This window comes from Nonomuraea terrae (genome assembly GCF_004348995.1).
Taxonomy (GTDB): domain Bacteria; phylum Actinomycetota; class Actinomycetes; order Streptosporangiales; family Streptosporangiaceae; genus Nonomuraea; species Nonomuraea terrae.
This window is the reverse complement of the sequence record NZ_SMKQ01000013.1, coordinates 46,474-72,828: the sequence shown is the minus strand read 5'-3', so window position 1 is coordinate 72,828 and position 26,355 is coordinate 46,474. Positions and strand designations below refer to the sequence as shown.

The 26,355-nt window shown below is 68.6% G+C and carries 20 protein-coding genes; 8 read left to right on the top strand and 12 right to left on the bottom strand.

Annotated elements, in window-relative coordinates; translation table 11 throughout:
* Positions 1-336 precede the first annotated feature (336 nt).
* From E1286_RS07595 to E1286_RS07555, 6 genes are all read right to left on the bottom strand, one after another.
* Positions 337-1,224, bottom strand: coding sequence for a sulfotransferase domain-containing protein (locus E1286_RS07595; RefSeq protein WP_132610122.1), 888 nt, complete (start codon positions 1,222-1,224; stop codon positions 337-339).
* A gap of 725 nt (positions 1,225-1,949) precedes the next feature.
* Positions 1,950-2,657 (bottom strand): TetR/AcrR family transcriptional regulator, encoded by a 708-nt coding sequence (locus tag E1286_RS07590; protein WP_132610120.1) that lies wholly within the window; start codon positions 2,655-2,657, stop codon positions 1,950-1,952.
* Between the two features lie 194 nt (positions 2,658-2,851).
* Positions 2,852-4,888: a SpoIIE family protein phosphatase gene (locus tag E1286_RS07585; RefSeq protein WP_246074551.1), complete on the bottom strand. Its 2,037-nt coding sequence runs from the start codon at positions 4,886-4,888 to the stop codon at positions 2,852-2,854.
* A gap of 1,248 nt (positions 4,889-6,136) precedes the next feature.
* Positions 6,137-7,177: a trypsin-like serine peptidase gene (locus E1286_RS07565; RefSeq protein ID WP_132610116.1), complete on the bottom strand. Its 1,041-nt coding sequence runs from the start codon at positions 7,175-7,177 to the stop codon at positions 6,137-6,139.
* Positions 7,178-7,558: 381 nt separating this feature from the next.
* Positions 7,559-8,500: a ThuA domain-containing protein gene (locus E1286_RS07560; protein ID WP_132610114.1), complete on the bottom strand. Its 942-nt coding sequence runs from the start codon at positions 8,498-8,500 to the stop codon at positions 7,559-7,561.
* Between the two features lie 375 nt (positions 8,501-8,875).
* Positions 8,876-9,361: a cupin domain-containing protein gene (locus E1286_RS07555; RefSeq protein WP_132610112.1), complete on the bottom strand. Its 486-nt coding sequence runs from the start codon at positions 9,359-9,361 to the stop codon at positions 8,876-8,878.
* A gap of 262 nt (positions 9,362-9,623) precedes the next feature.
* Here E1286_RS07555 and E1286_RS07550 point away from each other — a divergent pair, with 262 nt between their 5' ends.
* Positions 9,624-9,983, top strand: a complete 360-nt coding sequence (locus tag E1286_RS07550) for a hypothetical protein (RefSeq protein WP_132610110.1) — start codon at positions 9,624-9,626, stop codon at positions 9,981-9,983.
* A gap of 149 nt (positions 9,984-10,132) precedes the next feature.
* On the opposite strand, the gene E1286_RS07545 is transcribed toward E1286_RS07550, so the two are convergent.
* The 3 genes from E1286_RS07545 to E1286_RS07535 are packed head-to-tail and all read right to left on the bottom strand — an operon-like array spanning position 10,133 to position 12,807.
* Positions 10,133-10,906, bottom strand: a complete 774-nt coding sequence (locus tag E1286_RS07545; protein WP_132610108.1) for a citryl-CoA lyase — start codon at positions 10,904-10,906, stop codon at positions 10,133-10,135.
* A complete protein-coding gene (locus tag E1286_RS07540) occupies positions 10,903-12,060 on the bottom strand; it encodes a CaiB/BaiF CoA transferase family protein (RefSeq protein WP_132610106.1) in 1,158 nt (385 codons plus the stop codon). Before E1286_RS07540 ends, E1286_RS07545 begins: the two co-directional genes overlap by 4 nt.
* Positions 12,061-12,075: 15 nt before the next feature.
* Positions 12,076-12,807 carry an IclR family transcriptional regulator gene (locus E1286_RS07535; protein ID WP_132610104.1) on the bottom strand — a complete coding sequence of 244 codons (732 nt, stop codon included), beginning with the start codon at positions 12,805-12,807 and terminating at the stop codon, positions 12,076-12,078.
* 247 nt (positions 12,808-13,054) lie between these two features.
* Between E1286_RS07535 and E1286_RS07530 the strand changes: the two genes are divergently transcribed.
* The 7 genes from E1286_RS07530 to E1286_RS07500 all read left to right on the top strand — a co-directional run bounded on the left by E1286_RS07530 (position 13,055) and on the right by E1286_RS07500 (position 23,053).
* Complete coding sequence (locus tag E1286_RS07530) at positions 13,055-14,503, top strand: aldehyde dehydrogenase family protein (protein WP_132610102.1); 1,449 nt, start codon at positions 13,055-13,057, stop codon at positions 14,501-14,503.
* Positions 14,500-16,215, top strand: coding sequence for a thiamine pyrophosphate-binding protein (locus E1286_RS07525; RefSeq protein ID WP_132610100.1), 1,716 nt, complete (start codon positions 14,500-14,502; stop codon positions 16,213-16,215). Before E1286_RS07530 ends, E1286_RS07525 begins: the two co-directional genes overlap by 4 nt.
* Before the next feature lie 108 nt (positions 16,216-16,323).
* Positions 16,324-17,466, top strand: a complete 1,143-nt coding sequence (locus tag E1286_RS07520; RefSeq protein ID WP_132610098.1) for an ABC transporter substrate-binding protein — start codon at positions 16,324-16,326, stop codon at positions 17,464-17,466.
* A gap of 1 nt (position 17,467) precedes the next feature.
* Positions 17,468-18,337 carry a branched-chain amino acid ABC transporter permease gene (locus tag E1286_RS07515; RefSeq protein ID WP_132610096.1) on the top strand — a complete coding sequence of 290 codons (870 nt, stop codon included), beginning with the start codon at positions 17,468-17,470 and terminating at the stop codon, positions 18,335-18,337.
* Entirely contained in the window at positions 18,334-20,139 is a 1,806-nt protein-coding gene (locus tag E1286_RS07510; protein WP_132610094.1) for a branched-chain amino acid ABC transporter ATP-binding protein/permease, read from the top strand. The genes E1286_RS07515 and E1286_RS07510 overlap by 4 nt, the downstream gene beginning before the upstream one ends.
* On the top strand, positions 20,136-20,837 hold the full coding sequence (locus tag E1286_RS07505) for an ABC transporter ATP-binding protein (protein WP_132610092.1): 702 nt from the start codon (positions 20,136-20,138) through the stop codon (positions 20,835-20,837). Before E1286_RS07510 ends, E1286_RS07505 begins: the two co-directional genes overlap by 4 nt.
* Positions 20,838-20,983: 146 nt before the next feature.
* A complete protein-coding gene (locus E1286_RS07500; protein ID WP_223189676.1) occupies positions 20,984-23,053 on the top strand; it encodes an outer membrane protein assembly factor BamB family protein in 2,070 nt (689 codons plus the stop codon).
* A gap of 16 nt (positions 23,054-23,069) precedes the next feature.
* On the opposite strand, the gene E1286_RS07495 is transcribed toward E1286_RS07500, so the two are convergent.
* From E1286_RS07495 to E1286_RS07485, 3 genes are read right to left on the bottom strand one after another with little or no spacing between them, the layout of a single operon-like run.
* A complete protein-coding gene (locus E1286_RS07495; protein ID WP_132610088.1) occupies positions 23,070-23,738 on the bottom strand; it encodes a TetR/AcrR family transcriptional regulator in 669 nt (222 codons plus the stop codon).
* Between the two features lie 9 nt (positions 23,739-23,747).
* On the bottom strand, positions 23,748-25,481 hold the full coding sequence (locus E1286_RS07490; RefSeq protein ID WP_132610086.1) for a bifunctional sugar phosphate isomerase/epimerase/4-hydroxyphenylpyruvate dioxygenase family protein: 1,734 nt from the start codon (positions 25,479-25,481) through the stop codon (positions 23,748-23,750).
* A gap of 11 nt (positions 25,482-25,492) precedes the next feature.
* On the bottom strand, positions 25,493-26,338 hold the full coding sequence (locus E1286_RS07485) for a shikimate dehydrogenase (RefSeq protein ID WP_132610084.1): 846 nt from the start codon (positions 26,336-26,338) through the stop codon (positions 25,493-25,495).
* Positions 26,339-26,355 lie beyond the last annotated feature (17 nt).

Genomic DNA, 26,355 nt, shown 5'->3' with positions numbered 1-26,355 from the left:
GTTCCGACCACAACACCAGGCATCCCGAAGGAGGATGTACTCCACAGAGCGGTTCGCCCATGTCGTCGACGCCCTGGTCGAGCATCTGGACGTCTCCGAAGGGTCGCCGGACTCTTGCTGTACAGCGGCGCCCCCGTCTACGATCCCGACCTGTACATCGAGGCGGCCGCGCAGATGCAGCTGTTCGCGGAACGCCGCCTCCTACCCGGCCGACTGGGACATCCGGGAATCGTCGGGCGAGGTGACCGTCCCGACGCAGATCCTCGCCGGCCGGTACGAGCGGCTGCGCGGACACGGCGTCTGCGCCGCGTTCGGCAGGAGCCATATGTTCGCCGGTCAGCGGTGCAACCACCGCAGCAGATCCGCTGGGGCCAGCTGGCGCGTCCGCCTCTCGTAGCGGGCAAGCTCATCCTCGGTGAGCAACTCGCGACCCGAGCCCGACTCTCCCCGCCGGAAGAACAACGTCTTGTCCTTGAGCAAGCCACCGGTGGTCGGCGCGAGCCGGTCGGCACGGGATTTCATGTTGTCGAACGTCGCTGCGTCGACCAGTGCCGGCCACGCTTCCTCCGGCACGCTGATGTTGAGCGCCCCCGCAAGCCGGCGCATCTCGCCGGCCAGGTCTCCCAGCAGGTCGTCGTAATGCACCAAGAGGACGTTCGGTTGTCGGAGGTGCCTTTCCCATGCGTCCGACAGGTGCCACATCACTGCGGGCAAGGAGCTCAGATCATCGGCAGGCGCCACGTCCTTGTTCATCCATTGGAGCAGCCAGTCGCGCAGAGGCAGCCCCGATTCCGACGACCCAGGGCGCTCGGACCGATGCGTGAGCGCACGCAGTCGCTCGCGGTCGAGATTGTCATACATGTGGTACTGCGACACGGCCATGTCGAGCGGATGGCGTCCAACCACGATGTAGGTGACCTGCGGGTCGATCGGAACACCGTCGAGCGGCGTGTGCGTCTTGATGAATCGCCGGTGCCGCTGGGCCGCGAGCCGCGCGAATACCTCCTCCTTCGGGGCGACCAGGTGCTCGAGCCAAGGGGACATCTCCGGCAACGGCTTCGGGAGATCGGGAGTCTGGAAGATCAGCAGGGCGCAGATCATCTGCACCCATGTCGTACCGCTCTTCGAGCGTGTGCTGATGACGATGTCCCCTTGCCGGAAGGGGAACTCATCCCACCGACCGCTGTCGATATAGGGTGACCTGTATTTCACCAGTGAGGACATATCACTTTCTCTTCTGCCGAAAATAAACGAGCACTGAATTGCCAAGAAGTAAATGACGGTTGCGGTGATGTACGGAATCGACCGGGTCAATGAGCCGTGGGCACGCAGGGTCGGTCACGCCGTCTGCGTGGACATCCATGTCCGCCGCCGTCCACGGCCAGGTCGGTCTCGACCATCCGGCGGGCCACCGCAGGAGGGGAAGAGATCACCGTCTTCTGCGCGCGCACCACGGTGTGGGCCATTCACATCGGGACTCGGCAGCACTTCCTCGCCATACCGCCAGCCGAAGCACCTCATCCGAGCGAGATCGCGATGGTGTGATGCTGCTTGAGACCCAGCCCCGCCGCGCAGGATCCGGGGAGTCGATCATGCGCAGGTGTTCGGCCATAGCGGGCAAGGGAGCTTCCGGTCTGCGACTCCGTCGCGCTGGGACAGCCGCGCGGCTAGTACGTATCCGGCGGTTCCGTCGCCCGCCACGATGAAGTCGTCCGCGGGTTCAACACATCCACGATGGTGCCCCCGGCCGTCTGTTCTCGCCACATCGTCGCCCCCACCGACACAACATATCGACGTTACTGAACCAAGCTAACATCTGTACGGTTTCAACGCTACCTTCGGGATCGTACCGTTGTTAACCAAGGCCGCTCGGTGGGGTGGCTCGCCTGTACGTCGATGGCGCGTACGCGTCGCACCAGCGCATCTCGACGCGTTGGTCACCGGCACGATCACGCAGACGAGGTCGGGTTCCCAGCCGCCAGGCGGTCGAGCCAGTCTGCGAGCAAGGCCTGCTCGTTCGTCGTCAGGGTGTTGTCATTCTGGTCGTCGTGGCGGAGCGCTTCCCGCAGGGCGACGGCCCTGAGGGCGACGCCAGGGACTCGGGCGGCGGGTTCGGCGTCCGTCGTGGTCGCCCGCAACAGGTGGTCGAGCGCGGTCGTTGCGAGGTCCAGGTCCCGGTCGGCAGGTGGGGTCGCGATCAGCATCAGCGTGACCCCCACGCCCGTCGCATAGAAGAGTTGTGTCGCCTCGTCGACGCTGACGCGCAGCCGCCCGTGCGCCGCGATGCGGGAGATGATGTCTCGCAACATGGCGAGAGCCTCCCGGCCTGCACGGTCTCCCTCGCGGGAGGGAGTGCTCCCGAACATCAACGCATAGATGGCCGGGTGTGACAGGCCGAAATTCACGTGCACATGCCATGTGCTGCGCAGGTCGGCGACAGGGTCGTCGGTCATCGCTGTCTGTTTTTCGGCGAGGTATTGCTGGAAGCCGTAGTTGGCGAGGGCATGGAGGAGGCCCTCCTTGTCGCCGAACAGACGGTACAGGGTTGGTGCGGTCACACCCGCGGCCGCGCTGACCGCACGTGTCGACACGGCGTCCCGGCCGCCACGGGCGAGCATGTCGGCCGCCGCGTGCAGCATCCGTTCTCGAGTGTCCATGATCGCCCTCCCCGCCGGCCCTTCCCAAGATCAGGGCGTACCATCGCTATGGTACCTACGTTACGGTTGATCGATATCAACGGAACGCGCGGTCCGGCCGAAGGTTCGTGGTGAAGGTGAGCCAGACACTCTTCTGGACGGCGGGGCCCCAGCGATCGGCCCTCCCCCACGCCATCGCAGACCTTCAGGCGCGCTCAACCAGGGCAGACGGCCGCCGTCACCGAATCGGTTCCTGGACAGGATGGGGGCAGTCGTACGGCGATGACGGCGATGTCGTCCTTGCGCGGCATGGGCAGCCGGCTGAGCAGTTCGTCGCAGAAGGCGTCCAGAGGCGCGCGGGCCAGGGAACTGGCGGCGCGGCGCAGGCGCTCCAACCCAAGGTCGAGGTGCTCTCCTGGCACTTCCACCAGGCCGTCGGTGTAGAGCAGCAGCGTGCTGCGGGGCGGCAGCGTCGCGACGGTGCTGGCGCGCGGCATGTCGTAACCCACCCCCAGAAGGGGATTGACGGCGTCTTCGAGGTAATGCGCCTCCCCGTCCTGGGTGACGAGCAGGGGCGGCGGATGGCCCGCGACGGAGTAGTGGAGCCGCCATGCGCGATTGTCCGGGTTTTCCAGACGGGCGAGGATGCAGGTGCCGGTGTCTTCGGGGTAGAGGGTCTCGGTCGCGATGTTCAGACGCCGCAGGATGTCTCCGGGAGGCTCCCTTCGGTCGATCGCCAGGCCCCTGAGCGCGTTGCGGACCTGGCTCATGGTGACGGCGGCGGTCAGGTCGTGCCCGGCCATGTCACCGATGGTAAGAACCATGGAGCCGTCAGGAAGCACGAAGGAGTCGTACCAGTCGCCGCCGATCTCCGCAGCGGTGGCGCTCGCCGAGTAACGCGCGGTGATCTCCAGATCCGGCACCCGCGGTGGATCCGGCAGCAGATACTTCTGCAGGGCCAGTGCGACACCTTGGGTGCGCTGGAATCGCATCGCGTTGCTGAGATGAGGGTGCGCGTGGTCCAGCATCCGCCCCAGCAACTCGATGTCCGCCACGCTGAGCGGTTCCCGGTCCCCGACGACCACGGCGTGCACCACCGCCGCTACCACGCCGTCCACGACCACCGGCACCATGGTCGAACTGTTGACCTCGGCGACCAGGTCGCCGTTGATGGTGAGCGGCACGGAGCCCGGCGGCGGGTTCCCCTCGGGGTACATCCGGGCGATGGGCCGGCGGGTCCTCACGGCCGTGACGAGATCGGAGTTCGAGTCGAACACCTCCTGGCGCGGGAACGGCCTCGCGCCCGCCGGCACGATGATGGCCATGGGTGTGGCCATGAAGGGCATCGAGATCGGCTGGTCCTCGAACTCCGGCAGCACATAGATGCCGCACCCGTCGGCCAGATTCGGCACGATCACTTCGGCCAGTGCGCGCAGCACCTCGTCCAGGTCAGCGAGGTTCACGGTTACCGCGGCGACCTGGTCGAGCAGCAGTCTGTGCTGTTCCTCCTGCCACTCCTGCTCGATGTCCGCGATGGCGCCGACCCACTCGACTATCTCGCCGCCCTCGATGATGGGCATGCCGCGCACGCGAACATGCCGGTAGCCGCCGCCGGATGTCCTTACGCGGTAGACCTGGTTCAGGTTGTCCCGCTGTTCCACGGCCCGGGCCCATACCTCGATGGCGGGCTCTCGGTCGTCGGGGTACACGGCGTTCAGCCAGCCGTCGCCGCGGTACTCCTCCCACGGCTGCCCGGTCAGCCGCTGCCAGCCGGCGCTCGGCTCGCGCACCCGGCCCATGGGGTCGCTCACCCATACTGCGTCTGTCTGCAGTTGCACCAGGCTCCGATAGCGCTGCAGGAACCTCTGCTGCTGTCCGGCGACGGAGCTGGGCGGCCGCTCAGAGGCGATGCGCTGGGTGACCTCCTGGACCACGATCAGCAGGCCTTCCTCGCCATCCCACATGATCTTCGACATGCCGACCGAGGCGAAACGCCGGCGTCCTGGCTCGCCGTATTCGAAAGGGATTTCGTCAACCGTCACGGCTTCACCGGTTTCCAGAGCCCGATCAAACAGCGTGAAATCGCCGTCCACACAGACATCGCCCAACGCCTCACGGATTGGCGCTCCATGCTCGCGGTGGCCAACCATCTCCTGGTAGGCATAGTTGCTGTAGATCAGCCGGTGATCGGATCCAACGGTCACCAACACGCCCACGGGCAGGACATCGAAGGCGTTGAGATCTGCGCACAAGAGCATTTCTTTGCCGTATCTTCCGCATACCGTAATTCCGTTCGGTCAGCGTAGTTCCCGTTGGCAAAACGATAAGTAGATCGTTGTTCGTGCCGGTTCACGAGTCGTTGTACAGAACGGTGGGCCGGCGGCGGCTGCAGACGGCGACGACACGCCTGCGACCTGCCTGCTGGGCGCCACGTGGTTGGTTTCCCAGGTCGGAGACGCCGGAACGGCTCTCTTCTCAGGGAGCGCGGGTTCTCGGCCACGCTCATGCTCGGTCAGAGTTGTCCGGCGGGAAGACCGTCCTCCGGGCAGGAAGCCGCCGCGGGCCGGTTCCGGGCCATGGTCATATCCGGCCGGATTTCCCGCTACCGGCCGCCTGTAGGGGGAAGGTGAGCCGGGTGCTGTCAGTCCGGCAGCAGGTGTGACACGAGGGTGCGTGCCCATTCGGGAGTGGGGGCCTGGTCGGTGAAGACGGCCCGGTAGTAGAGGGGGGGCGAGCACGGCGTCCGTGGCGCGTTCGATGGGCGGGGTCTGATTGCCCCGCGCCTGCTCCCGTTCGAGTATGGCTTCGAGCTGCTGCTGGCGTTCCGCGCGGCATACGCCGGCGCCTTCTCCATCTGTGCCGACGATGAATCGCCGTCACCGCCCTGGGGTTGAGGACCGCCACCGTGATCTACGCGCTGGCGATCGCGATGATCACTTTTTCCGCCTTCGTCCTGCGCCTGAACCAGCTACGGGCGAACCGCCGCGCCGTCATGGCCCCGTGCACCTGAGTCGCGGGCCGGCGGCAGAGTCCGGCGAGCGTCGTTTCATCACACCCCTTGATACAGCCTTCCAGAATGCGGAATAAGGAGACACCGTGACAAGTGACGGCAGGACCAGGAAGAACCTTGAGGTTCAGCGATCGCACCACACGACAATCCGCTACACGGCGAGCGGTCCGGTCGGAGGGCCGACCCTGGTTCTCATTCACGCCGGAGGGCGGAGTGCCGCACACGAAGGAGTAGAGGGCGTTGGACCGCAGGCCGTCGGGCTGGTTGAGCTCGATCCGGACACGACGCGGTGGTGCGCTCGAAGGCGATGTCCAGCCTGCTCACCACGTTCGTCGCGGCGGCCTGCGCCCCCGCGGGAAGGAGGCCGAGAGCCAGGGCCACGACGGCCACCAGCACCCCGATGCGACGTCCTGCCGAGGTCGATGAACCCACAGGTACTCCTTTCTTGTGATCTTCGTAGCGGACCAGCGAGATGTCCGGCGCAGACGGGTCAGGCGATGGAGCCGGTCCAAAGGTTGGAGGCGTTCCGGTAGACCGTGTACAGGTCGCTGTCGAAGTACGGCGAGATGCCCGTGTCGTACCGGAGGTCGCCGTCAGTGTCGGCCACGCTCAACGTGATGCCGTTGAGATAGCCGAGGCCGCGATCGCTGTGATAATCGGCCAGCCACGCGGACCCGACAGAGCCCGCACCGGTGAACGGGGAGGCCACGCCGATGGGCCGGTCCACGCGCAGACCGCTGACCTGCATCGAGAACGTCGAACCGGTTGACCGTTCGAGGGTCTCGCCCGTGTAGGGCTGCCCGCCGTCGGGGTGAGGGCCGGCGGGGTAGCCGAAGACGTCGGCCGTGGCCGCGAGTGGCCGGTTGACCCTGAGCCCCTGACCGCCGACGTTGTCGGCCAGCCTCCCGACATCGGTCAGCTCGTCCGGCGAGGAGGAGACGACACCGCTGTACACGTTGACGAAGGCGTAGTCGCGATCGTAGTCCCGTAGATCGTCAAGGTCGTAGTGAACACTGGCCTGCTTCCCGACGTACAGGCCGGACGGGGTCGCGCCCTCCGCGTAGCCGGGAACGAAGACCCATTTGGCGAGCGGCCCCATCGGGGCCTCGACGTCCAGCAGGCAGTGACCCGCTGTCGCGACGACGTTGCGGTACTTGGAGTTCACCGCCGTGCCGGTGCACCAGTGCGGCTGCAGGTCGCTGCCGATGAAGAACACCTTGCCAGAGGTCGTGGGCGCCTCCCCCGCCTGCGGGGCCGAGCTCGCCACCGGCGGGATGATGCTCTGAGGGCCGTCCGGGACGAAGTCCGTCGGCAGGCGTTCCCCGCCGACCTCCGTCTGCACGGTGTACGGTGTGGCGTTCCTCAGGTTGGCGGCCCCGTCGGCGAGCCAGAACCTCGCGACCTCCTGCGCCGTCGTCACAGTGGCGGCCAGCGGAACCACCAGCGTGGCCGCAGCGTGTGCGGGCCCGGCTACGACCGCCGAACCCAGCACGCTCAGGCCGACGCCTAACGCGATCAGTGCACGCCTCAAGATCGATCTCCCGTTGGGTCATGGGGCATGCGCACGCCCCGTCAGCTCAGACAGCCGGCCGATCGACACGACCGGCGAACATCAAGATCATAAGACTGGCGGAGGCTCTGATCCTAGAAATTTTAGATCACATGTTCGATACGGAAGTGATCGCGAGGCTCAGGGGAGTGCTCGTCCGCCTCAAGTCAGAAGCCGGACCGCTGCCGCGGGGGAATGCATGCCGCTGCTACCCGGGCCGCCGTGGCCGCCGGCGGGATCGACGGCACTGGAGACCGCGTCCCGCACGCGTCACGGTGGCCATGGCGCAGTGTCCCGACATACCTCGGCACCGGATCGGGCCTGCCGACCGGTGCCGGTGTATCTGATCTCTGCCACTCGACGTCAGCGGCAGAACGGTGCCATCCCCAGCACGGATCTGACTCCTCCCAGCAGATGCTGGGTGAAGTATCGGTCGCCTTCCATGGGTTCGTCGGTCCATGCCTTGACGTCGTGGCCGAGGGTGGTGAGCCACGCCTTGCCGCCGTCGTAGTACTGGCACCAGCTCACCGGATGGTGGTCGCCGTGGCCTGGGTGTCCGAGGTTGCCACGCACCCCTCGGGCCAGGGTCCTCTCGTCCACCTCGGCCAGCACGCGAACGCGGGTCGGTGCCGGGACGAGGTTGTACCACTCGTCGGCGAAGGCCCACGTCCGGGGCAACCCTTGGGTGGAGACGTCGCGGCGGTTGACCGTGACGACGGTGCCGGGCTGGTTGGCGCTGTGGTCGTAGAAGTTGGCGTTGCCGAGCAGGCCCTCGTACCAGGGCCAGTTGTACTCCGTGCCGAACGCGTTGTGCACCCCGACGAAGCCGCCGCCGGCCCGGATGTACTGGCGCAGGGCAGTCTGGGCGGCGTCGTCCAGGGCGTCCCGGGTGGTGCTGAGGAACATCACCGCGTTGTACGGCAGCAGGCGGCCCGCTGACGACAGCTGGGTGACGTCTTCGGTGTAGTCGACCGCGAAGCCGTTCTCCTCCCCCAGCTTGATCACCGCTTTGACGGCCACGTTGTCGTCGTTGAGCGGCGGATTCAGGCCGGGGCCGAGCGGAGTGCCGAGGTGTGCGTGGCGGGGGCCGGCGGTGCGGCTGTAAACGAGCAGCTTGTAGCCCTCGGCCGGGTCGAAGTTGCCCCAGTCGTGGTAACAGCGGGGGTCGGTGCCGCGGCAGACACCGTAGTCGGGATCACCGAGGTTCTGGGCCGGTGCAGGGGAAGCCGCGGAGCTGGGAGCGGTAGCGGTGAGCAACAGGGCCGCCGCCCCGATGGCGGTGGCGATGGAGAGTTTGCTGCGCATGGGCACCTCGCGTTGCGATCCACCAAGCGGATCGATTGGTCCACTCAGGCGCTTGAGCGTAACCACGGATCTTCAGCGAGAACAAGCTCTTGCTTCGCATCGAGATCGCACTTAAGGTGCTCCGCCATATGGATCCATCGGTCCATCAAGCGGGCCGGGCGAAAGTCACCTCCCCGAGGTCCGCAGCAACAATGACCTGGCTTCGGCCTGCTGGAACGCCTGGGCATCTCCTACTTACGCCGGTGCGACATCAAGGGCATCGGCAACCCGCGGGAAGGCCGGCACGTCACGGCCGGCGACTCAGCCGTGACGGCCTTCCGGTTCCTCGGCTTGTCATTCTTGACGAGCCTTCTGCGTCAAGGGGTCGCGGCCTGATCAGACCTCGTAGTTGTCGTGACGCAGGAAGAACTCGGCCGCCTCCTGCTCGCCCAGCACCTTGCCGGCGGCGAGCTCGGCCAGGGTCTCGAAGTACTCCTCGCGGGGCGCGCCAGGGGTGAAGAGCAGCAACATCGACGCCGGCGCTCCCGCCACATTGCGGAAGCCGTGCACGCCTCCTGGCGGGACATGAAGGAAGTCTCCGGCACGGCCCTCGCGCCATCGCTCACCGTCGTACAAGCGGACCGTGCCGTCCAGGACGAAGAAGGACTCGGACAGCGCCCGGTGGAAGTGCGGCCCAGGGCCGCTCTCGTCGGGCCCGAAGTCCCAGCGGTAGAGCCCGAACGCGCCCTCGGTGGAGCCTCCCGTCGCGAGGTAGTGGATGTTGCGGCCGCCATAGGACAGATCGGCCGCCTGGGTGCTCGGCCGGAAGACGGCGCTCACCTGCCCGGTGTCGCCCTTGTAGCGTGGGGGTGGGTACGACATTGTGCCCCTTTCGGCGCTTAAATCATCAGATGTGCCAGTTTGGTACAGGAGGCATCGTCGCAGGTACGACAGCTTCGCCAGGCGCGAGCCGGCCGCCACTAGACAAGGAACTATATTTTTCCTGACAAGATTGCCTGTCTGAAGAAGGGCTCGTCACCCTGATCTCGCTCGGCGGTGATGCTCTACCACGGCGCACCAGCTTGATCGTCCTGCGTCCCGGTGGTTCCGCCGCTGGGCGCCCACTTCGCAAGGGCATACGACGATGTACAAGACCACCTCACCCGACGGCGCCCGCCCTGCCATGCCCGCCGACTTCGCCTCCCGGCTCGAAGCGCTGACCGCCGGCGGCCGCCGCGGTGAGGCGGTGGAGTACTTCATGACCCAGGGCATGGGGATGCCCGCCGAGATGATCGCTCAGATGCGCGTGACCCCCGCCTGGCCGGACCTGGTCGCGCTGGCCCACACCCTGGTCTACGACACCGCGGTGATGGGCGACAACACGCTGCCCGCGGCGCAGGCCGCGAAGATCGGCGTGCCTGTGCTGGTCCTGGCCGGTCAGAGCCACTTCGCTCCCGACAACGCCGCCGTGGGCGCGGCGACGGCCGAGTTCTTGCTCACCTGACAGTGACGAGGTGGACGAGCGCTTCCCGCCCGGATCTGACCCATCGCCCGACGGCCCGGGGTCCTCGACGGGATCTGTCGGCCCTGGCGCCTGTGACTTTCACAGGCGCCTGGTCAGAGGCCCTGTCGCGTCCCCCGGCGGGTTGCCGCTCAGAGCCAGTCCGGCAGAATGGACGGCGGTATCGGGCCCTTGTTGCGCCTTCCCTGCCCGGTCTCTTCCCACGCATGGGCCAGGATCCCGACGGATCTGCTGAGCACGAAGAGCCCGCGTGCCAGGGGCGCCGGAAAGCCCAGCTCGGCGTAGACCACGGCGGTCGCCCCGTCGATGTTCATCGGCACCGGCGCGATCAGCCGCTCCACCTCGATCGCGGCAGTCAGGTGCGCGCCCGGCACCACCCCGTCCGCGACCGCTTCTGCCACGAGGCCGAGCAGCGGATCCCGGCGCGGATCGCGCGTGTGGAAGCGATGCCCGAAGCCCGGCAGGTACTTGTCACGCGCGCGCCAGCGGGCGACCACAGCGGCCGGGTCCGCCTGCCTGACCACGTCCTCCAGCAGCAGGACGCATTGCTCGCCCGCACCGCCGTGCACGTCCCCGAGCACGTTGACACCCGTGGCGACGGCGTTGTTGAGCCCCACTCCGCAGGTGGCGGCCATGCGGGCGACGGCTATGGACGGCGCGTGCGGCCCGTGATCGACCGACGAGACCAGCGCCGCCTCCAGCAACGCCGCCCGCCGCGGATCGGGCCGTTCACCGCGGAGCATGAGCCAGATCATCTCGGCCAGGCCGATCCGCCCGATGAGGTCCTGGACCGGGTGTCCCCGCAACTCGATGAGGTCGGGCTCGATCTTCGACACCGCGGTCGCCCACCAGCCGGCCACCTCGGCGTCGGCAGCCGCTGACGATGCCCCACCGGCACCGGTCATGACGCCACCTCGAACTCGTCATTGTGTTCGCCGAGCCGCGGTGGGGCCCCGCGCGGGCGCAGGGCGACGCCGTCGACGACCACGCCGTTCCCCGTCACGGTGACCTGCCGCTCGCCACTCCCCGCGAACGGTACCTCGGTCAGGAAGCCGCGATGACGTAGCTGGTCGAGTGCGAGCGCTTGGGGGACGGTGAGGACGCGGGCGGCGGGGACTCCCTCGCGGGAGAGCAGGTCCTCCCACTCCAGCGCGGTCTTGGCCCGCAGTGCCTGATTGAGCTGCTCGTTGAGGGCCTGCCGGTGGGCCTTGCGTGCTTCCCTGTCGGCGAAGCGGGGGTCGGTGAGCAGGTCGGGCCGGCCGGCGATCCGGCACAGAGTCTCGAATTGGGCCTGCTGGTTGGCGGCGATGTTGAGCGGCCCGTCGGCGGTCTGGAAGGTGCCGGAGGGGGCGGCAGTGGCGTTCTGGTCGCCCATCGGCTCAGGTTCGACACCGCTGATCAGGTAGTTGGAGACAGTCCAGCCCATCGCGGAGATCGACGCCTCCAGCATGGACAGGTCCAGGAAGCAGCCGCGCCCGCTGCGCTGCCGCCCCGCCAGCGCGGCGGAGATCGCGAAAGCGGCCATCAACCCGCCGATGGTGTCGCAGATGGGAAAGCCCACCCGCAGTGGCGCGGTCTCGGGGGTGCCGGTGACGCTCATCATGCCGGACAGTCCTTGGATGATCTGGTCGTAGGCGGGGGCCCCGCTCATCGGCCCGCTCTGCCCGAAGCCGGAGATGGCGCAGTAGACCAGGCCGGGGTTGAGCTCGCGCACGCGCTCCCAGCCGTAGCCGAGCCTGTCCATCACCCCGGCCCTGAAGTTCTCCAGCACGACGTCGGCACCGTTGATCATCGACTCGAAGCTGTCCCGCCCGGCCTGGCTCTTCAGATCGAGCTCGACGGACTTCTTTCCCGCGTTCTGGGCGAGGAAGGAAGCGCCCAGGTGGCGTCGATTGAGCTCGGGATCGGGCCCGAGCCGCCGGGCGAGATCCCCGGTGCCGGGCAATTCCACCTTGACCACCTCCGCGCCGAACAGCATCAGCTGGTAACTGCAGTACGGCCCGGCCAGGACGTTGGTCAGGTCCACGACCTTGACGCCGTCCAGTGGCAACTGCTGCATTCACGCTCCATAGAGTCAAGTCAGCGGATGGTCGAACCCGCGCTCCGACATACGCTTGGCTGCCTCGCGCAGGTCCGCGGCGAATTCCTGGACCCGGTCCTCGGTGAAGCGGACCGTGGGGCCGCTCAGCGTCAGCGCCGCCACGGTCGCTCCCGAGCCGCCCGTGACGGGGACGGCGACGGCGGACAGGCCGGGTTCACGTTCGCCGTGGCTGGTCGCGTAACCGTCGCGCGTCGCCTGATCGATCCAATCCCGCAACGTGTCCACATGTGTCTCACCGTGGGGAGAAGAGCGGGCCACCCGCAGGAGCAGCCGCTCCGGCGCGTCCTTGAGCAGGACCTTGGAGGACGCTCCCGCCCACAGGGGCAACTCGTCTCCGACCCGCACCACGTGGCGCAGCGGCTGGGAGCTCTCCTGCTGGGCGATGCAGATGCGATGCACGTCGCGCAGCACGTAGAGATTGACCGTCTCGCGGTGCCGCGCTCCCAGCTCGCGCATGAGCTGGACGGTCTCCGGCGGCAGTTCCCACGCCGAGCGGGCCAGGTGCGCCCAGCGCCACAACGCGGGCCCGGCCGTGTAGCCCTTGGGCGTGGCCCACAGCAGCCCCATGTGCTCCAGGGTCTGCAGCAGGCGCAGAGCCGTGGTCTTGGCCAGGCCTGTCTCGTCGACGACCTCGCGGATCGTCAAGGTCCGCCGGTCCTCGGTGAGCAACGAGAGGATGTCGAACGCGCGCTGGACGCTGCGCACCCCCCCGCTGTCCCCCGACGCTGCAGGAATGTTCGAAGGCACGGATCCTCACTAGTGAGTCGAAGGTGAACCTGCTGCTCACCCTCTCATGTGGTCCGTACGCTAACACTAGTCCGCTTAGCGGTCCATATGCTCCACTAAGTGGATCCGCCATGGCCCTCTTGCCAGAACCTTCGCGGTGCTCATACCGTGAGGCAATCCACAGTGCGGATTAACAGAACCACTGCGCGGATCTAGCGGGAGTTTGATGAACACCATCCACGAAGCAAGGTGCTTAGTCGCCGGCGAGTGGCTGACCGAAGGCGCGTACAGCGATCGCATCGGCCCCTATGTCCGGGAACCTGTCAGCCGGGCGCGGACCACACAACCCGGCGACATCGACGCGGCCCTGGCCTATGCCCGCCGGGCGTCCAGATTCGTCGCCCGGCTGGCGCCCGCCACCCGGGCCGACATCCTGGAACGCGCCGCCGCCTCGGTCTCCGAGCAGGGCGAACGGTTGACCCGCCTGCTGGCACTCGAGCTGGGCAAACCACTCAAGGACGGACGTGGCGAAGTTCTGCGCGTCGCGGACACCTTGTCCGTCGCCGCCGCCGAGGCAAGGATGATCGGGGGCGAGGTGTTGCCGGTGGCGGGATGGGGCCGCGGGATCGGCAACACCGCGATAACCCAGCGAGCCCCGGCCGGCCCGGTGCTGGCGATCACTCCGTTCAACGCCCCCGCCAATCTGCTCGCTCACAAGCTCGCCGCCTCGTTCGCGGCCGGCAACACCACCATCGTCAAGCCTCCCCCGCAGGCGCCCGCGGTCTCCACCGCGTTGGTGGAGATCCTGCTCGCGGCCGGGATGCCGGTGGAGGCCGTGCAGGTCCTGCACGGGGGCGGTGACGTGGGCGCGCGGCTGTGCGCCGCGCCGCAGATCGCTGTCGTCAGCTTCACCGGCGGCGTCACCGCGGGTCACGCCGTCGCGCACGCCGCCGGTCCGAAACGGGTGATGCTCGAACTCGGCGGGAACGCCGCGACCATTGTCTGCGAGGACGCCGACATCGGCCAAGCGGCGCTCGTGTGCGCCCGCACCGGCTTCAGCAACTCCGGGCAGAGCTGCATCTCCGTCCAGCGGGTCTATGTTCATCGCACCCGTTTCGAGGCGTTCGCCGAATCACTGACCGCAGAGGTGAAGGCCCTGGTCGTCGGCGATCCCCTGGATCCGGGTACCGACGTCGGCTCCATGGTGGACGACGACGCGGCCGAGCGAGTCGTCAGCTGGACCGCCGAGGCGGCCGGCCAGGGCGCACGGGTGGCGACCGGCGGCACGCGCGAGGGCGCGGTGATGGCGCCGACCGTCGTCCTCGCCCCGCCCGCCGAGGCCAGAGTCGTCCGCGAGGAGGTCTTCGGCGCGCTGGTGGCCGTGCTCCCCTACGACGATTTCGACGACGTCCTGGCCGAGTGCAACCGCAGTGCGTACGGGCTGCAGGCCGGGCTGTTCACCCACGACGTGCGCCGGATCATAACCGCCTGGCGCGAGCTGGAGGTCGGCGGCCTGGTCGTGAACGGCTCCTCCAACTTCCGTCTCGACCACGTTCCGTTCGGCGGCGTGAAGGACTCCGGCATGGGCCGCGAGTCGCCGCGCTGGATGATCGAGGACTTCACCGTGACCAAGACTCTCATGCTCAAGGGCCTGACCATCTGGGGGGACGAGTGACCACGACAGCCGCCCACGCCCTGGTCGCGCAACTCGAAGCGCTCGGCGTCGAGTACGTCTTCGGCACCTGCGGTCACACCAACATCGCCGTCCTGGACGCGCTGGCCGACAGCCCGATCCGGTTCGTCATCGCCCGGCACGAGCAGGCGGCCGCGCACGCGGCCGACGGCTACGCCCGCGCCTGCGGCAAGCCGGGCGTACTGCTCGTGCACGTCGGTCCCGGCCTGACCAACGCCGCCACCGGCGTCATGACCGCCGCGCTCGACTCGGTACCGCTGGTGGTGATCTCCGGCGACATCCCCTCCTACTACCACGGCCGCCACCCGCACCAGGAGATCAACCTGCACGCGGACGCCGACCAGGCGAGCGTGTTCCGGCCCTTCGTCAAGCGAACCTGGAACGTGCACCGGACACAGGACCTCGGGCGCTTCGTCGAGCGCGCCTTCTGGACCGCGACCTCGGGCCGGCCGGGCGCCGTGCTGGTCAACGTGCCGATGGACGTCTTCTCCCGGCCCGCCGCGCCCTTCCCGCCGATCAGCCACGCGGCCCCGCCCGGCCTGCCGGAGGCCACCGCGGAGCTGATCGCGTCCCGGCTGGCCGCCGCCGAGCGTCCGCTGCTCTACGTGGGCGGCGGCCTGCGCGAGGACGCCGAAGCCCTGATCCGCCTGGCCGAGCACCTCGATGTGCCCATCGCCCACTCGCTCATGGCCAAGGGCACGGTGCCCGACGCCCATCCGCTGGTCCTCGGGATGCCGGGCTTCTGGGGGCTGGAGCTGACCAACGCCTACGCCCGCGGGGCGGACGTGGTGCTCGCCCTGGCCACCAGGTTCGCCGAGACCGACGCCAGCTCCTGGGATCCCCGCTTCACCTGGGACTTCAGCGGGAGCACGCTGATCCAGATCGACATCGACCCGGCCGAGATCGGCCGCAACTACCCGGCGGAGATCGGCGCGGTGGCCGACGTGGGCCTCGCGGTCAGGGCGATCGCCGACGCCGCCAAGTCCCACGCTCCGCGTAGCAGGCCCGACCTGCGGCAGCAGATCCTGCAGGCTCGATCACAGCTGTTCTCGGCCAGTCAGGAACGCGGCAGGAGCGAGGACTTCCCCCTGCGACCCGAACGCATTCTGGCGGACGTGCGGGAGGCGCTGCCCGCGGACGCCGTCCTGGTGACGGATGTGGGCTGGAACAAGAACGGCGTCGCGCAGTGCTACGAGCTGCCGCCCGAGGGCCGCTTCATCACCCCGGGAGGCGCCTCCACCATGGGCTTCGGCCCGGCCGCCGCGGTGGGCGTGCAACTCGCCGAGCCGGGCAGGACCGTGGTGGCGCTCATCGGCGACGGCGGCATGAGCGCGCAGCTGCCGGCCGTGCCCATGGCGGTCGAGCAGGCCGCGCCGGTGGTGTTCGTGGTGATGAACAACCGCGCGCACGGCACGATCTCCGACCTGCAGTCGTCGCACTACGGCCGCAGCTACGGCTGCGACTTCACCGGCCCTGACGGACGGCCCTACAGCCCGGACTTCGCCGCGCTCGCCAGGGCCTGCGGCGCCGACGGCCACACCGTCGCCACGCCCGCCGACCTCGGCGTGGCACTACGCGAGGCCGTCGCGAGCCGACGCCCCGCCGTGATCGACGTACCGATGGTGAACGAACCGGTGCCGACCCCCGGCCACTGGAACATCAAGGACATCTACCAGGGTCTCTTCACCGACTGACCCGGCCGAAACCGTTGCACGTTCGAGATTCCCCGAGTCGCGTCCTGGCGTTATAACGAACGAACGAGTCCGTGAATTAACCCTCACCACCCCCCTACGAGGTGAACCGTGCGTTTCACGAGCTTCTCCATCGCAGCCGCGGCTCTGATGGCACTCGCCGCCTGCGCCCCTCCCGGCCAGTCCCAGAGCTCCGAGTCGAACGCCACCGGTCCCATCAAGATCGCCAACGTCAACGCGCAGAGCGGTCAGCTCAGCTCGCTCGGGCAGTGGGAGCACAAGGGCGTCAAGCTCGCCATCGACGAGGCCAACAAGGCCGGCGGCGTCAACGGGCGGCAGATCCAGCTCGACCTGTTCGACAGCCAGGGTGACCCGACGATCGGCACCAACGTGGCCAGGAAGATCTCCAGCGAGGGCTACGTCGCCATGCTCGGCACCGCCGAGAGCGCGGTCACCCTGGCCATGGCTCCCATCCTGAAGGACGCCAAGATCCCGAACATCACCTCCGGCCAGTCGCCCAAGCTCGCCGAGCTGAAGAGCCCGTTCCTGTTCCTGAACGCCCCGACCAGCGTCACCTTCGACGAGACGCTGGCCAAGTACCTCGTCGACGACAAGGGCCTGAAGAACATCGCCCTGATCAGCAACAACGGCGCCTACGGCGCCGGGGAGCACGACGCGTTCCTCGCCTCGCTCAAGAGCAGGAACGTCACCCCGTCCGCCGACGAGGTCGTCACCCCCGACCAGAAGGACTTCAACGCCAACCTGGCCAAGATCCGCGAGCAGGACCCCGAGGTGCTGTTCATCGGCGCCGAGGAGGTGCAGTCCGGCCTGATCGCCAAGCAGGCCCGCGAGCTGGGGCTGAAAGCGGTCTTCGCGGGCGGCGCCCCGTTGGGCACCGACGTGTACGCCACCACCGCCGGGCTGGAGAACGCCGAGGGCACGGTGGTCAGCTCCCCGTACCTCAGCAACGACGCCAGCGAGGAGATCAAGGCGTTCGCCGCCAAGTACAAGGCCGCCTACAACGAGGACGCCCGCATGCACGTGGCCAAGGCCTACGACGGCGCCTCCATCCTCATCGAGGCGCTGAAGCAGACCAACGGCGAGGGCGGGCAGAAGCTGGCCGACGCCATCCGCGGCGTCAAGCGCGCCGGCCTGCTGGGGAACTACAACTACGACGCCAACGGCGTCGGCATCCACGAGACGAAGATCGGCCTGGTCAAGGACGGCAAGGTCGTGCCCGAGACCGCGAGCTGACGTGCAGGTCTTCCTTCAGACCCTGATCGGCGGGGTCACGTTCGGAGCGGTGTACGCGCTGGTGGCGATGGGCTTCTCGATCGTCTACCGGACGATGGGGCTGGTCAACTTCGCCCACGGCAGCGTCGTGATGATCGGCGCGTACGCCGCCTCCACCTTCTACATGGCCAGCAAGCTGCCGTTCGCGGTGGCGATCATCGTGGCCATCGCCGTCACCGCGCTGATCGGCCTGGTCATCGAACGTTTCCTGCGCCCGCTGGAGAACAAGGACTTCACGCTGATGCTGATCGGCACGATCGGCTTCGGCGCGGTCCTGGAGGCGGGGGCCGTGCTCGTCTGGGGCGCGACCGGGCATGCCGTGCCGTCCCCCGTCGCGACCGGTCCGATCGACGTGGCGGGCATCCGCATTCCCACCTACAGCCTGATGGTCATCGCCGTGGCGGCGGCGGCGACCGGCCTGCTGGCGCTGTTCCTGCAGCGCACGAAGCGCGGCGCGGCCATGCAGGCGGTCGCCATGGACCACCAGGCCGCCACCGCGGTCGGCATCCACGTCGGGCGCAGCAACGCCATGGCCTTCGCCATCGGCGCCGGTCTGGCCGCGCTGGCCGGCAGCCTGATCGGCCCCATGTTGTACGTCAACCCGACGATGGGCGGCACCCTCGGCATCAAGGGTTTCGCCGCGGCCATGCTCGGCGGGTTCGGCAGCATGCCCGGCGCGATCGTCGGCGGCCTGGTCTTCGGCCTGCTCGACTCCTTCGCCGCCGGCAACTTCCAGGAGTACTCCGAGCTGGTCACCTTCCTGGTGTTCGCCGTCATCGTCATGGTCCGCCCCACCGGCATCTTCGGAGAGGCCACGGTGAACCGCGCATGAAACGTCTGATGTGGCTCGTGCCCGTGGTGGTGGCCGCGTGGCTGCTGCCCTACGGTCTGGGTGGTTACGCCATCCACGTCGTCGATGTCGCGATCATCTTCGCGATCCTGGCCGTCGGGCTCGGCCTGACCATGGGCGTGGCCGGGCAGATCAACCTGGCCCAGGTCGCCTTCTTCGGCGTCGGCGCCTACACGGTCGCCATCCTCACCACGCAGGCGGGGCTCGGATTCTGGACGGCGTCCGTGCTGGCTCTGCTGGCCGCCGTGGTGTTCGGTGTCCTGGTGGGCATCCCCGCGCTGCGCATGCAGTCGCACTACCTCGGCATCGTCACCCTCGGCCTGGCGCTGGCGTTCACGAACTGGGTCACCAACGCCCACATCGCCGGCCGCGCCGAGGGCATCAGCGACATCCCGGTGCCGCCGATGTTCGGGATCGATCTGTCCAGCGGCTACCTCTTCTATTACGTCGAGCTGATCGTCTTCGCCGTGGCGCTGGCCTTCGCCCTCCTGGTCACCCGCTCGCCGCTGGGTCGCCGGCTGCGCGCGATGCGCGACGACGACCTGGCCGCCGGATCTCTCGGAGCGGAGATCCCGCTGCTGCGCATGACCGCGTTCGTGCTGTCCGGCCTGTACGGCGGGCTGGCCGGCATCCTGTACGCCGGGCTGATCCGCTTCGTCGCCCCTGAGTCGTTCAACATCGCCAACATGTTCCTGCTGCTCGCCATGGTGATCATCGGTGGCCGCAGCAGCATCCTGGGCTGTGTGGTCGGCGCTGTCGCACTGGCCTTGGTCAGGGAGGCGCTGCTGGACGCCTCAGGCTTCGCCCAGCTCGGTTACGGCCTCGTCGTCGTGCTCGTGGTGGTGTTCGCGCCCAAGGGGCTGGCGGGCCTGCCCGAGCAGATCCGGTCCCTGCTCCGTGGGCGCGGTAGCGGCTCGCGTGCCCAGCTCGGCCCGTTCCAGCCCTACGACACCGCGCCGCGAGCCACCGAGGAGGACGTCCTGCAGATCCGGGACGTGACGATGCGGTTCAAGGGCCTGGTCGCGCTCGACGACGTGTCCCTCACCGTTCCAGCGGGTCAGATCCGCGGCATCGTCGGTCCCAACGGCTCGGGCAAGACGACCCTGTTCAACGTGGTCAGCGGCTTCTACTCGCCCAGCCAGGGATCGGTGCTCCTGCGCGGGCGCGAGGTGACCGGGCTCGCTCCGTACCGGCTCGCGCAGCGCCGCGTCGCCCGGACCTTCCAGAACCTGCGCCTGTTCGAGGACCTCAGCGTGCGCGAGAACCTGCTCCTCGGCCTGGACCGCACCCGTACCTGGTGGATCTGGCGCTATCCGAGCGTGCCGTGGAAGGTGCTGGGTTATGAGCGGGCGCTGCGGCGGCGGGTGGAGGACCTCATCGGCCGTTTCGGGCTCGCCGAGGTCGCCGACGCCGAACCGCGCTCGCTGCCGTACGGGATCCAGCGCCGTATCGAGCTGGCCCGCGCCATGGCCATGTCCCCCACCTTGCTGCTGCTCGACGAACCCGCCGCCGGCCTCAACGGCGAAGAGGTGCGCCAGCTCGCGGAGATCGTCCGGTCCATCAGGGACTCGGGCGTCACTGTGATCATCATCGAGCACAACATGGGCCTGGTGATGTCCCTGTGCGACCAGGTCACCGTGTTGTCCAACGGCAAGGTCATCGCTGACGGCCGGCCGGCCGAGGTCGCCGTCCACCCCGACGTGGTCGCCGCCTACCTCGGTGACTCGATGTCCGCACCGACCGAGGCCACCGCCGAAGCCGCTGCCGAGGAGGCCGCTCGATGACCACGCTGACCGTGGAAGCACTGTCGGTTCACTACGGCGGCGTCCGTGCCGCCCACGACGTGTCCTTCACCCTTGGACCCGGCCAGTCGCTGGGCATCATCGGCGCGAACGGGGCGGGCAAGACCTCCACCCTCAAGGCGGTCATGGGGCTGGCCCCGCGGCAGGCCAAGAGCATCCGTTTCGGCGAGCACGACCTGCTCCGCGCGCCCGCGCACACGCTGGTGCGGCACGGCATCGGCTACGTCCCCGAGGGCCGGCACGTCTTTCCCGGGCTCACGGTGGAGAAGAACCTGTTGCTCGGCGCGTACACCAGCAGCTGGAAGCGCACCCCGATCGACGAGGTGTTCGACCTGTTCCCGGTGCTGGGCGAGATGCGCGGCCGCCTGGCCGGCGCCCTGTCCGGCGGCCAGCAGCAGATGCTGGCCGTCGGCCGGGCCATGATGTGCCGGCCCCAGGTGATGCTGCTGGACGAGCCCTCGATGGGGCTGTCTCCCAAACTCGTGGGCGACATCGCCGGCGTGCTCAAGAAGCTCAACGCCGCGGGCCTGGCCATCCTGCTCGTCGAGCAGAACGCCAAGCTCACCTTCGATGTCACCACCACCTGCCTGGTCATGGAGAACGGCGAGATCGCCGCCAGCGGCACCTCGGCCGAGCTGAGCCACGACCCCCAGGTCCGGCGTATCTATCTCGGTCTCTGACAGCTCCCTCCGGCCTCTTGGGCATGCGCTGGATCATGGTCCGCCAGGTGGATTGAATGGTCCGTTGACGGCTTCTTCGCCGCGATCTATGGTGCGTCCATCAGATGGAAGCAACAGTCCACCCAGTGGTACATGAAGGGATGGCCATGGTCCGTCGGAGAGAGTTACTCGCGGGCGCCGTCGCCGCCGTCGCCCTTGCGGGAGCCGCGCAGACGCCGGCCGCCGCAGCGACCCATCGCGCCGGCCGGGACTTCCCCAAGATCGGCGGCAACCTCGGCAACCAGAACCACAGCCGGCTGCGCTCCGTGCACCGCGGCAACGTCAGGCGGCTGCGCGGCGCGTGGGTGAACCACATCGAGGGCGGCCTCACGTCCGGCAACAATCAGAGCACCGCCGTGGCCGTGGACGGCGTGCTCTACATCGAGTCGGCGCTGGGCAACGTGTTCGCCGTGGACGGACGTACCGGCCGGACCCTGTGGAAGTACGAGCAGACCCGTGGCTCGGTCACCCGGCGCGGGGTGGCGATCGGCGACGGCAAGGTCTACACGTGCGCCAACGGCAACTGGCTGATCGCCCTTGACCAGCGCACCGGCCAGGTGCTCTGGGAACGCCAGCACAACGGGTACGGCAACCTGGAGAAGGTCGCGGTCACCTACCACGACGGGATGCTCTACTGCGGCACCAACGACGGCCCGCGCGGCGCCGCGCTCGCCTTCGACGCCCGGACCGGCGACATGATCTGGCACTTCTGGGGCGTGCCGGGTCCAGGCGAATTCGGCAACGACACCTGGGAGGGAGACTCCTGGCAGACCGGCGGCGCCACCCCGTGGATGCACTGCGCCATCGACCCGGAGCTCGGCCTGGTGTACTGGACGTTCGGCAACGCCAGGGGCGCCAACTCCTCCCAGGACGGCTCCGGCCGCGGCGGGCAGAACCTGTTCGCCAACTCGATCGTGGCCATGGACCTGAAGACCGGCGCCTACCGCTGGCACTTCCAGTCGGTCCACCACGACATCTGGGACATGGACAATGTCATGGCGCCCGTCCTGGTCGACGCCCGCATCCGAGGCCGGGTGCGTAAGCTCGTCGTCTACGGCAGCAAAACCGGCATGTACTACATCCTCGACCGCGCCGACGGCTCGGCGCCGCTCGGCATCGACGAGGTGCCCGTGCCGCAGGAGCCCCGGCAGAAGACCTGGCCCACCCAGCCGTTCCCGCGCCAGGGCGGCTGGACGGAGCTGACGCCGGTGCGCCAACCGCTCGGCACCGAGATCCCGGGCGCGCCGCACCGCGCCGTCCCCAACTACACCATCGGCTCGCTGTTCGCCCCGCACTGGGACGAGCCGATCCTCAGCATCCCCGGCCACGGCGGCGGCGCCGACTGGAGCCACCAGTCCTACAGCCACAGCACCCGCCTGGTCTACACCGGCTTCGGGTACGTCGCGGCCGCGCACTCCCTGACGGAATCGTCCAACGGCCTGCGGCCTCCCGGCGAGTACCAGACCGGGGGCATCGTGGCCGTCGACCCGAGCACCAACCGGGTGCGGTGGAAGAAGAACATGCCGTACTCGCTGGCCCATGGCAACGGCATCCTCACCACCGCCGCCGATCTGCTGTTCATCGGCCAGCCCGACGGCAACCTGCTGTGCCTGGACGCCCGCGACGGCCGTGAGCTGTGGCGCTGGCAGACCGGCGCCGCGATCAGCAGCAGCCCGATCGCCTACGAGATCGACGGCGAGCAGTACGTCGCGGTCTTCGCGGGCGGCACCAGCATCCCGTACGGCAACTCGGCCCCTCGTGGGGACCACCTGTGGGCCCTCAAACTGGGAGGTACCGTGCCGCCAGCCGCCACCCCGCCCGCCCCGGTCATCCGGCGGCCGGTCTCCGGCTCCCCCGTCGACGGCAGCGCGGTCGGCAACACCGTCGTGCTGGCCCGCACGTACCAGAACGGGCAGGTGGGCACGGTCGAGTCCACGGCCGTCAACGCCATGGCGCCCACCCATCTGCGGGTGCCGGTCGGCACGACGGTCACCTTCCTCAACCCCGCCGACAACGTCAACGTCCACGGGGCCACGCAGTTCTTCGAGGGCCTGTTCGACGTCAGGCTCAGGCCGGACGAGTCCTTCCAGTACACCTTCACCCGGCCCGGCGAGTACTTCTTCAACGACACCCACAGTCCCCGGCCGACGGGCAAGATCGAGGTCCTGCCCGCCTGAGGCGCGCGCTCCTTGATCAGCTGCTACGGCCCTGGCCGCGCAGGTAGGCGACGACCATCTCCCCCACCGTCCGGCGCAGCCGGTCGCGGTGTCCGGGCGCGGTCATGTCGCGCCCGAACAGCGCCTCGAAGGTGTGCTGGTTGGCCACCCGGAAGAAGCAGAACGAGCTGATCAGCATGTGCACGTCGACAGCGTCGGCCTCGGTGACGAAGTCGCCGCTCGCCGTACCCGCGTCGAGGATGGACTCGATGAGGTCGAGTACGGGCGCGCCGAGGCCGGCCAGCGCCTGCGACTTGCGGATGTGCTCAGCCTGGTGGATGTTCTCGATCGCGACCAGCTTGATGAAGTCGCGATGGGCGTCGTGGTGGTCGAAGGTCAGCTCGGCCAGCGTGCGGATGGCCTCCACCGGGGCCAGGTGGTGCACGTCGACCGTGCGCTCCACCGCCCTGACCTCGGTGTAGGCCCTCTCCAGCACCGAGATGTAGAGCCGCTCCTTGCTGCCGAAGTAGTAGTAGATCATGCGCTTGGTGGTGCGCATCCGAGCGGCGATCTCATCGACCCGCGCACCCGCGTAGCCGTGGCGGGCGAACTCCTGCTGGGCGACCTCCAGGATCTCCGCCTTGGTGCGATCGGCGTCACGCCGGCGATCGGCTGTGCCGGACGGGGAGGAGGCGGAGGCTGTCACCTGCCTATCTTAGTTATCTCCGGAATGTTGTACGGCGAGCCGGATGGGAGCGTTGGCGGCTCCATAGCCGTCATATCCCCCGATCCGCTGGACGAGCTCGAAGAACACCCGGCCCACGGTGACGGTGTACAGGTGCAGGAACTCGCCGCCGTCCTCGTCGCGGTCATAGAGCACGCCGAGACGACGCAGCTCGGGATCGACCTCGTAGCGGGCTTGCAGGTCGTCGTAGTAGTTGCCGGGGATCGGCAGCAGCAGGCCGGGGTGCTCCGCGCGCAGCCTGCGGGCGACAGCCAGGACGCCGTCGCAGGCCAGCGCGACGTGCTGCCACGGGATGTCGCCGGCGCCGACCTGCGCGATGTTGACGACCATGCGGACGGCGCCATCGCGGGCGGACATGGCCTTGCTGCGCAGCAGTCCGTACGGGTCGGGCAGCTCCAGGCTGCCTTGCGGGCGCAGGCCGAGCACGCTGCGGTAGAACAGCTCCGCCTCGTCGAAGTAATGCCACGGCTGGGTGAGCGCCACGTGATCGATACCGGTGATCTCTCCCCCGGCCCGCCCGTCCGGGTCGGGGGCGAAGTCCGACAGCCAGGAATCGTCACAGAAGAAGATCTGGGTGCCGTCCGGCGCGGCGATGGCGTCCAGCCGGGCCTCCCGCGGCGCGCGCTCTCGGGGCAGGACCGGTGACAGCAGTGATTCGGCGTGCTTGACCGCCCCGGCCGGGTCGGGGCTTTCCAGCCCCAGGGCGACGAGAGCGGGGGCGGCGCCGGTGGCGTTGAGCAGCAGCCGTGCCCCGCCCTGTTCCCACAGCTCGACCGGTTTCGTGGGATGCCCCCCGGTACGCACGAAGCCGAGCGCGGACAGCACTTCACCGAGCGCGCCGGTGTCGGCCAGTTCGGCGAAGGCGAACCCGGACGGGACGGGGGGCCGCGTGGCGCCCTTCAGCTCTGCCTCCAGCGCGATGAGCGAGCGCATGCCGTCCCTCGCGGTGCGTCGGGTGTCGGCCTGGCGGAAGTGGTCGTTGAACACCTCCAGCGACAGCGGGCCGGCGTATCCGGCGTTCAGCGTGTGCCTCACCAGCCCCGCCACGTCGAAGTTCCCCTGGCCGGGGAAGCAGCGGTAGTGGCGGCTCCACTGCAACACGTCCATGGCCAGCAGCGGTGCGTCGGCGAGCTGGAGGAAGAAGATCTTCTCGCCGGGGATGGCTTCGATGCCGATGGGGTCGGAACCGCGAGAAAGGATGTGGAAGCTGTCCAGGCAGGTGCCCAGGCCGGGGTGGTCGGCCAGCTGCACGACGCGCCAGGCGTGCAGGTACTCGTTGACGTGCCGGCCCCAGGCCAGCGCCTCGTACGCGATGCGGATGCCGTGCTCGGCGGCCCGCTCGGCCAGCGTCCGCAACTGTGCGGCGGCCAGATCGTCGTCGCCGATCGCGCCGGGTGAGACGTTGGAGCACACCAGCAGCAGATCCGTGCCGAGGCGCTCCATCAGCTGGAACTTGTGCTCGGCCCGCCGCAGGTTCCTGGCCAGCAGGTCGTCCGGCACGGACTCGAAGTCACGGAAGGGCTGGTAGAGGTCGATGGTCAGCCCCAGGTCGGCGGCGCGGGCCCGGATCTCCTCCGGCGGCATCGAGCAGGCGAGCAGGTCGTTCTCGAAGATCTCCACACCGTCGAAGCCGGCGGCGGCGATCGCCTCCAGCTTCTCGATGAGCGTGCCGCTGACCGACACGGTAGCGATGGATTTGCGCACCGATTTCTCCTTCAGACGGCGAGGAGTTCGGTCAGGTGGGCGAGCATGCGCTCGGCGTCCGGCTCACGGCCGGTGAACAGGCGGAAGGCGTGCGCGGCCTGGAAGACGACCATGCCGCCGCCGTCGAGGGTGCGGCAGCCGAGCGCCCGCGCCTGCCGCAGCAGCTCCGTCTCCAGCGGCCGGTAGACGATGTCGGCCACCCACAGGCCCGGGTGCAGCAGCCCGGCCGGCAACGGCATCCCCGGATGGTGCGCCATCCCCGTCGGGGTCGCATGCACCAGGCCGTCTGCCGCGGCCAGCAGCTCCGGCAGCTCGGACGCGATCGCGTGGCACGCGCGCTCGGCCCCGAAGCGACCGGCCAGCTTCTCGGCCAGGGCGCGTGCCCGTACCGGATCGACGTCCACGATCGTGACCAGGTCGGCGCCCATGGTGAGCATCGCGTGCGCCACGGCTGCTCCCGCACCTCCGGCCCCCAGCTGCACGACGCGATGCGTGGGAGCTTCGGGCAGGCCACGGGCGAACGACTCGGCGAAGCCCGTCCAGTCAGTGTTGTGGCCGACGGCCCGCTCGCCGTCGAAGAGCACGGTGTTGACGGCGCCGAGCATGCGGGCGTCCGGCGACAGCTCGTCGAGGTGCGGGATGACGCTCTGCTTGCACGGGTGGGTGATGTTCAGGCCGTCGAACCCGAACCGGCGGGCCGTGCGCACCAGCCCGCCCACGTCGAGCCCGAGCCGGTCGGTGTCGAGCAGCCGGTAGACGTAGGGCAATCCGTGGTGCGCGGCCTCCCGCTCATGCAGCGGCGGGCTCAAGGAGGGCCCGATGCCCGCGCCGATCAGCCCAACCAGGAATGAGGCCATCTTTTTCCTTTCCAGCA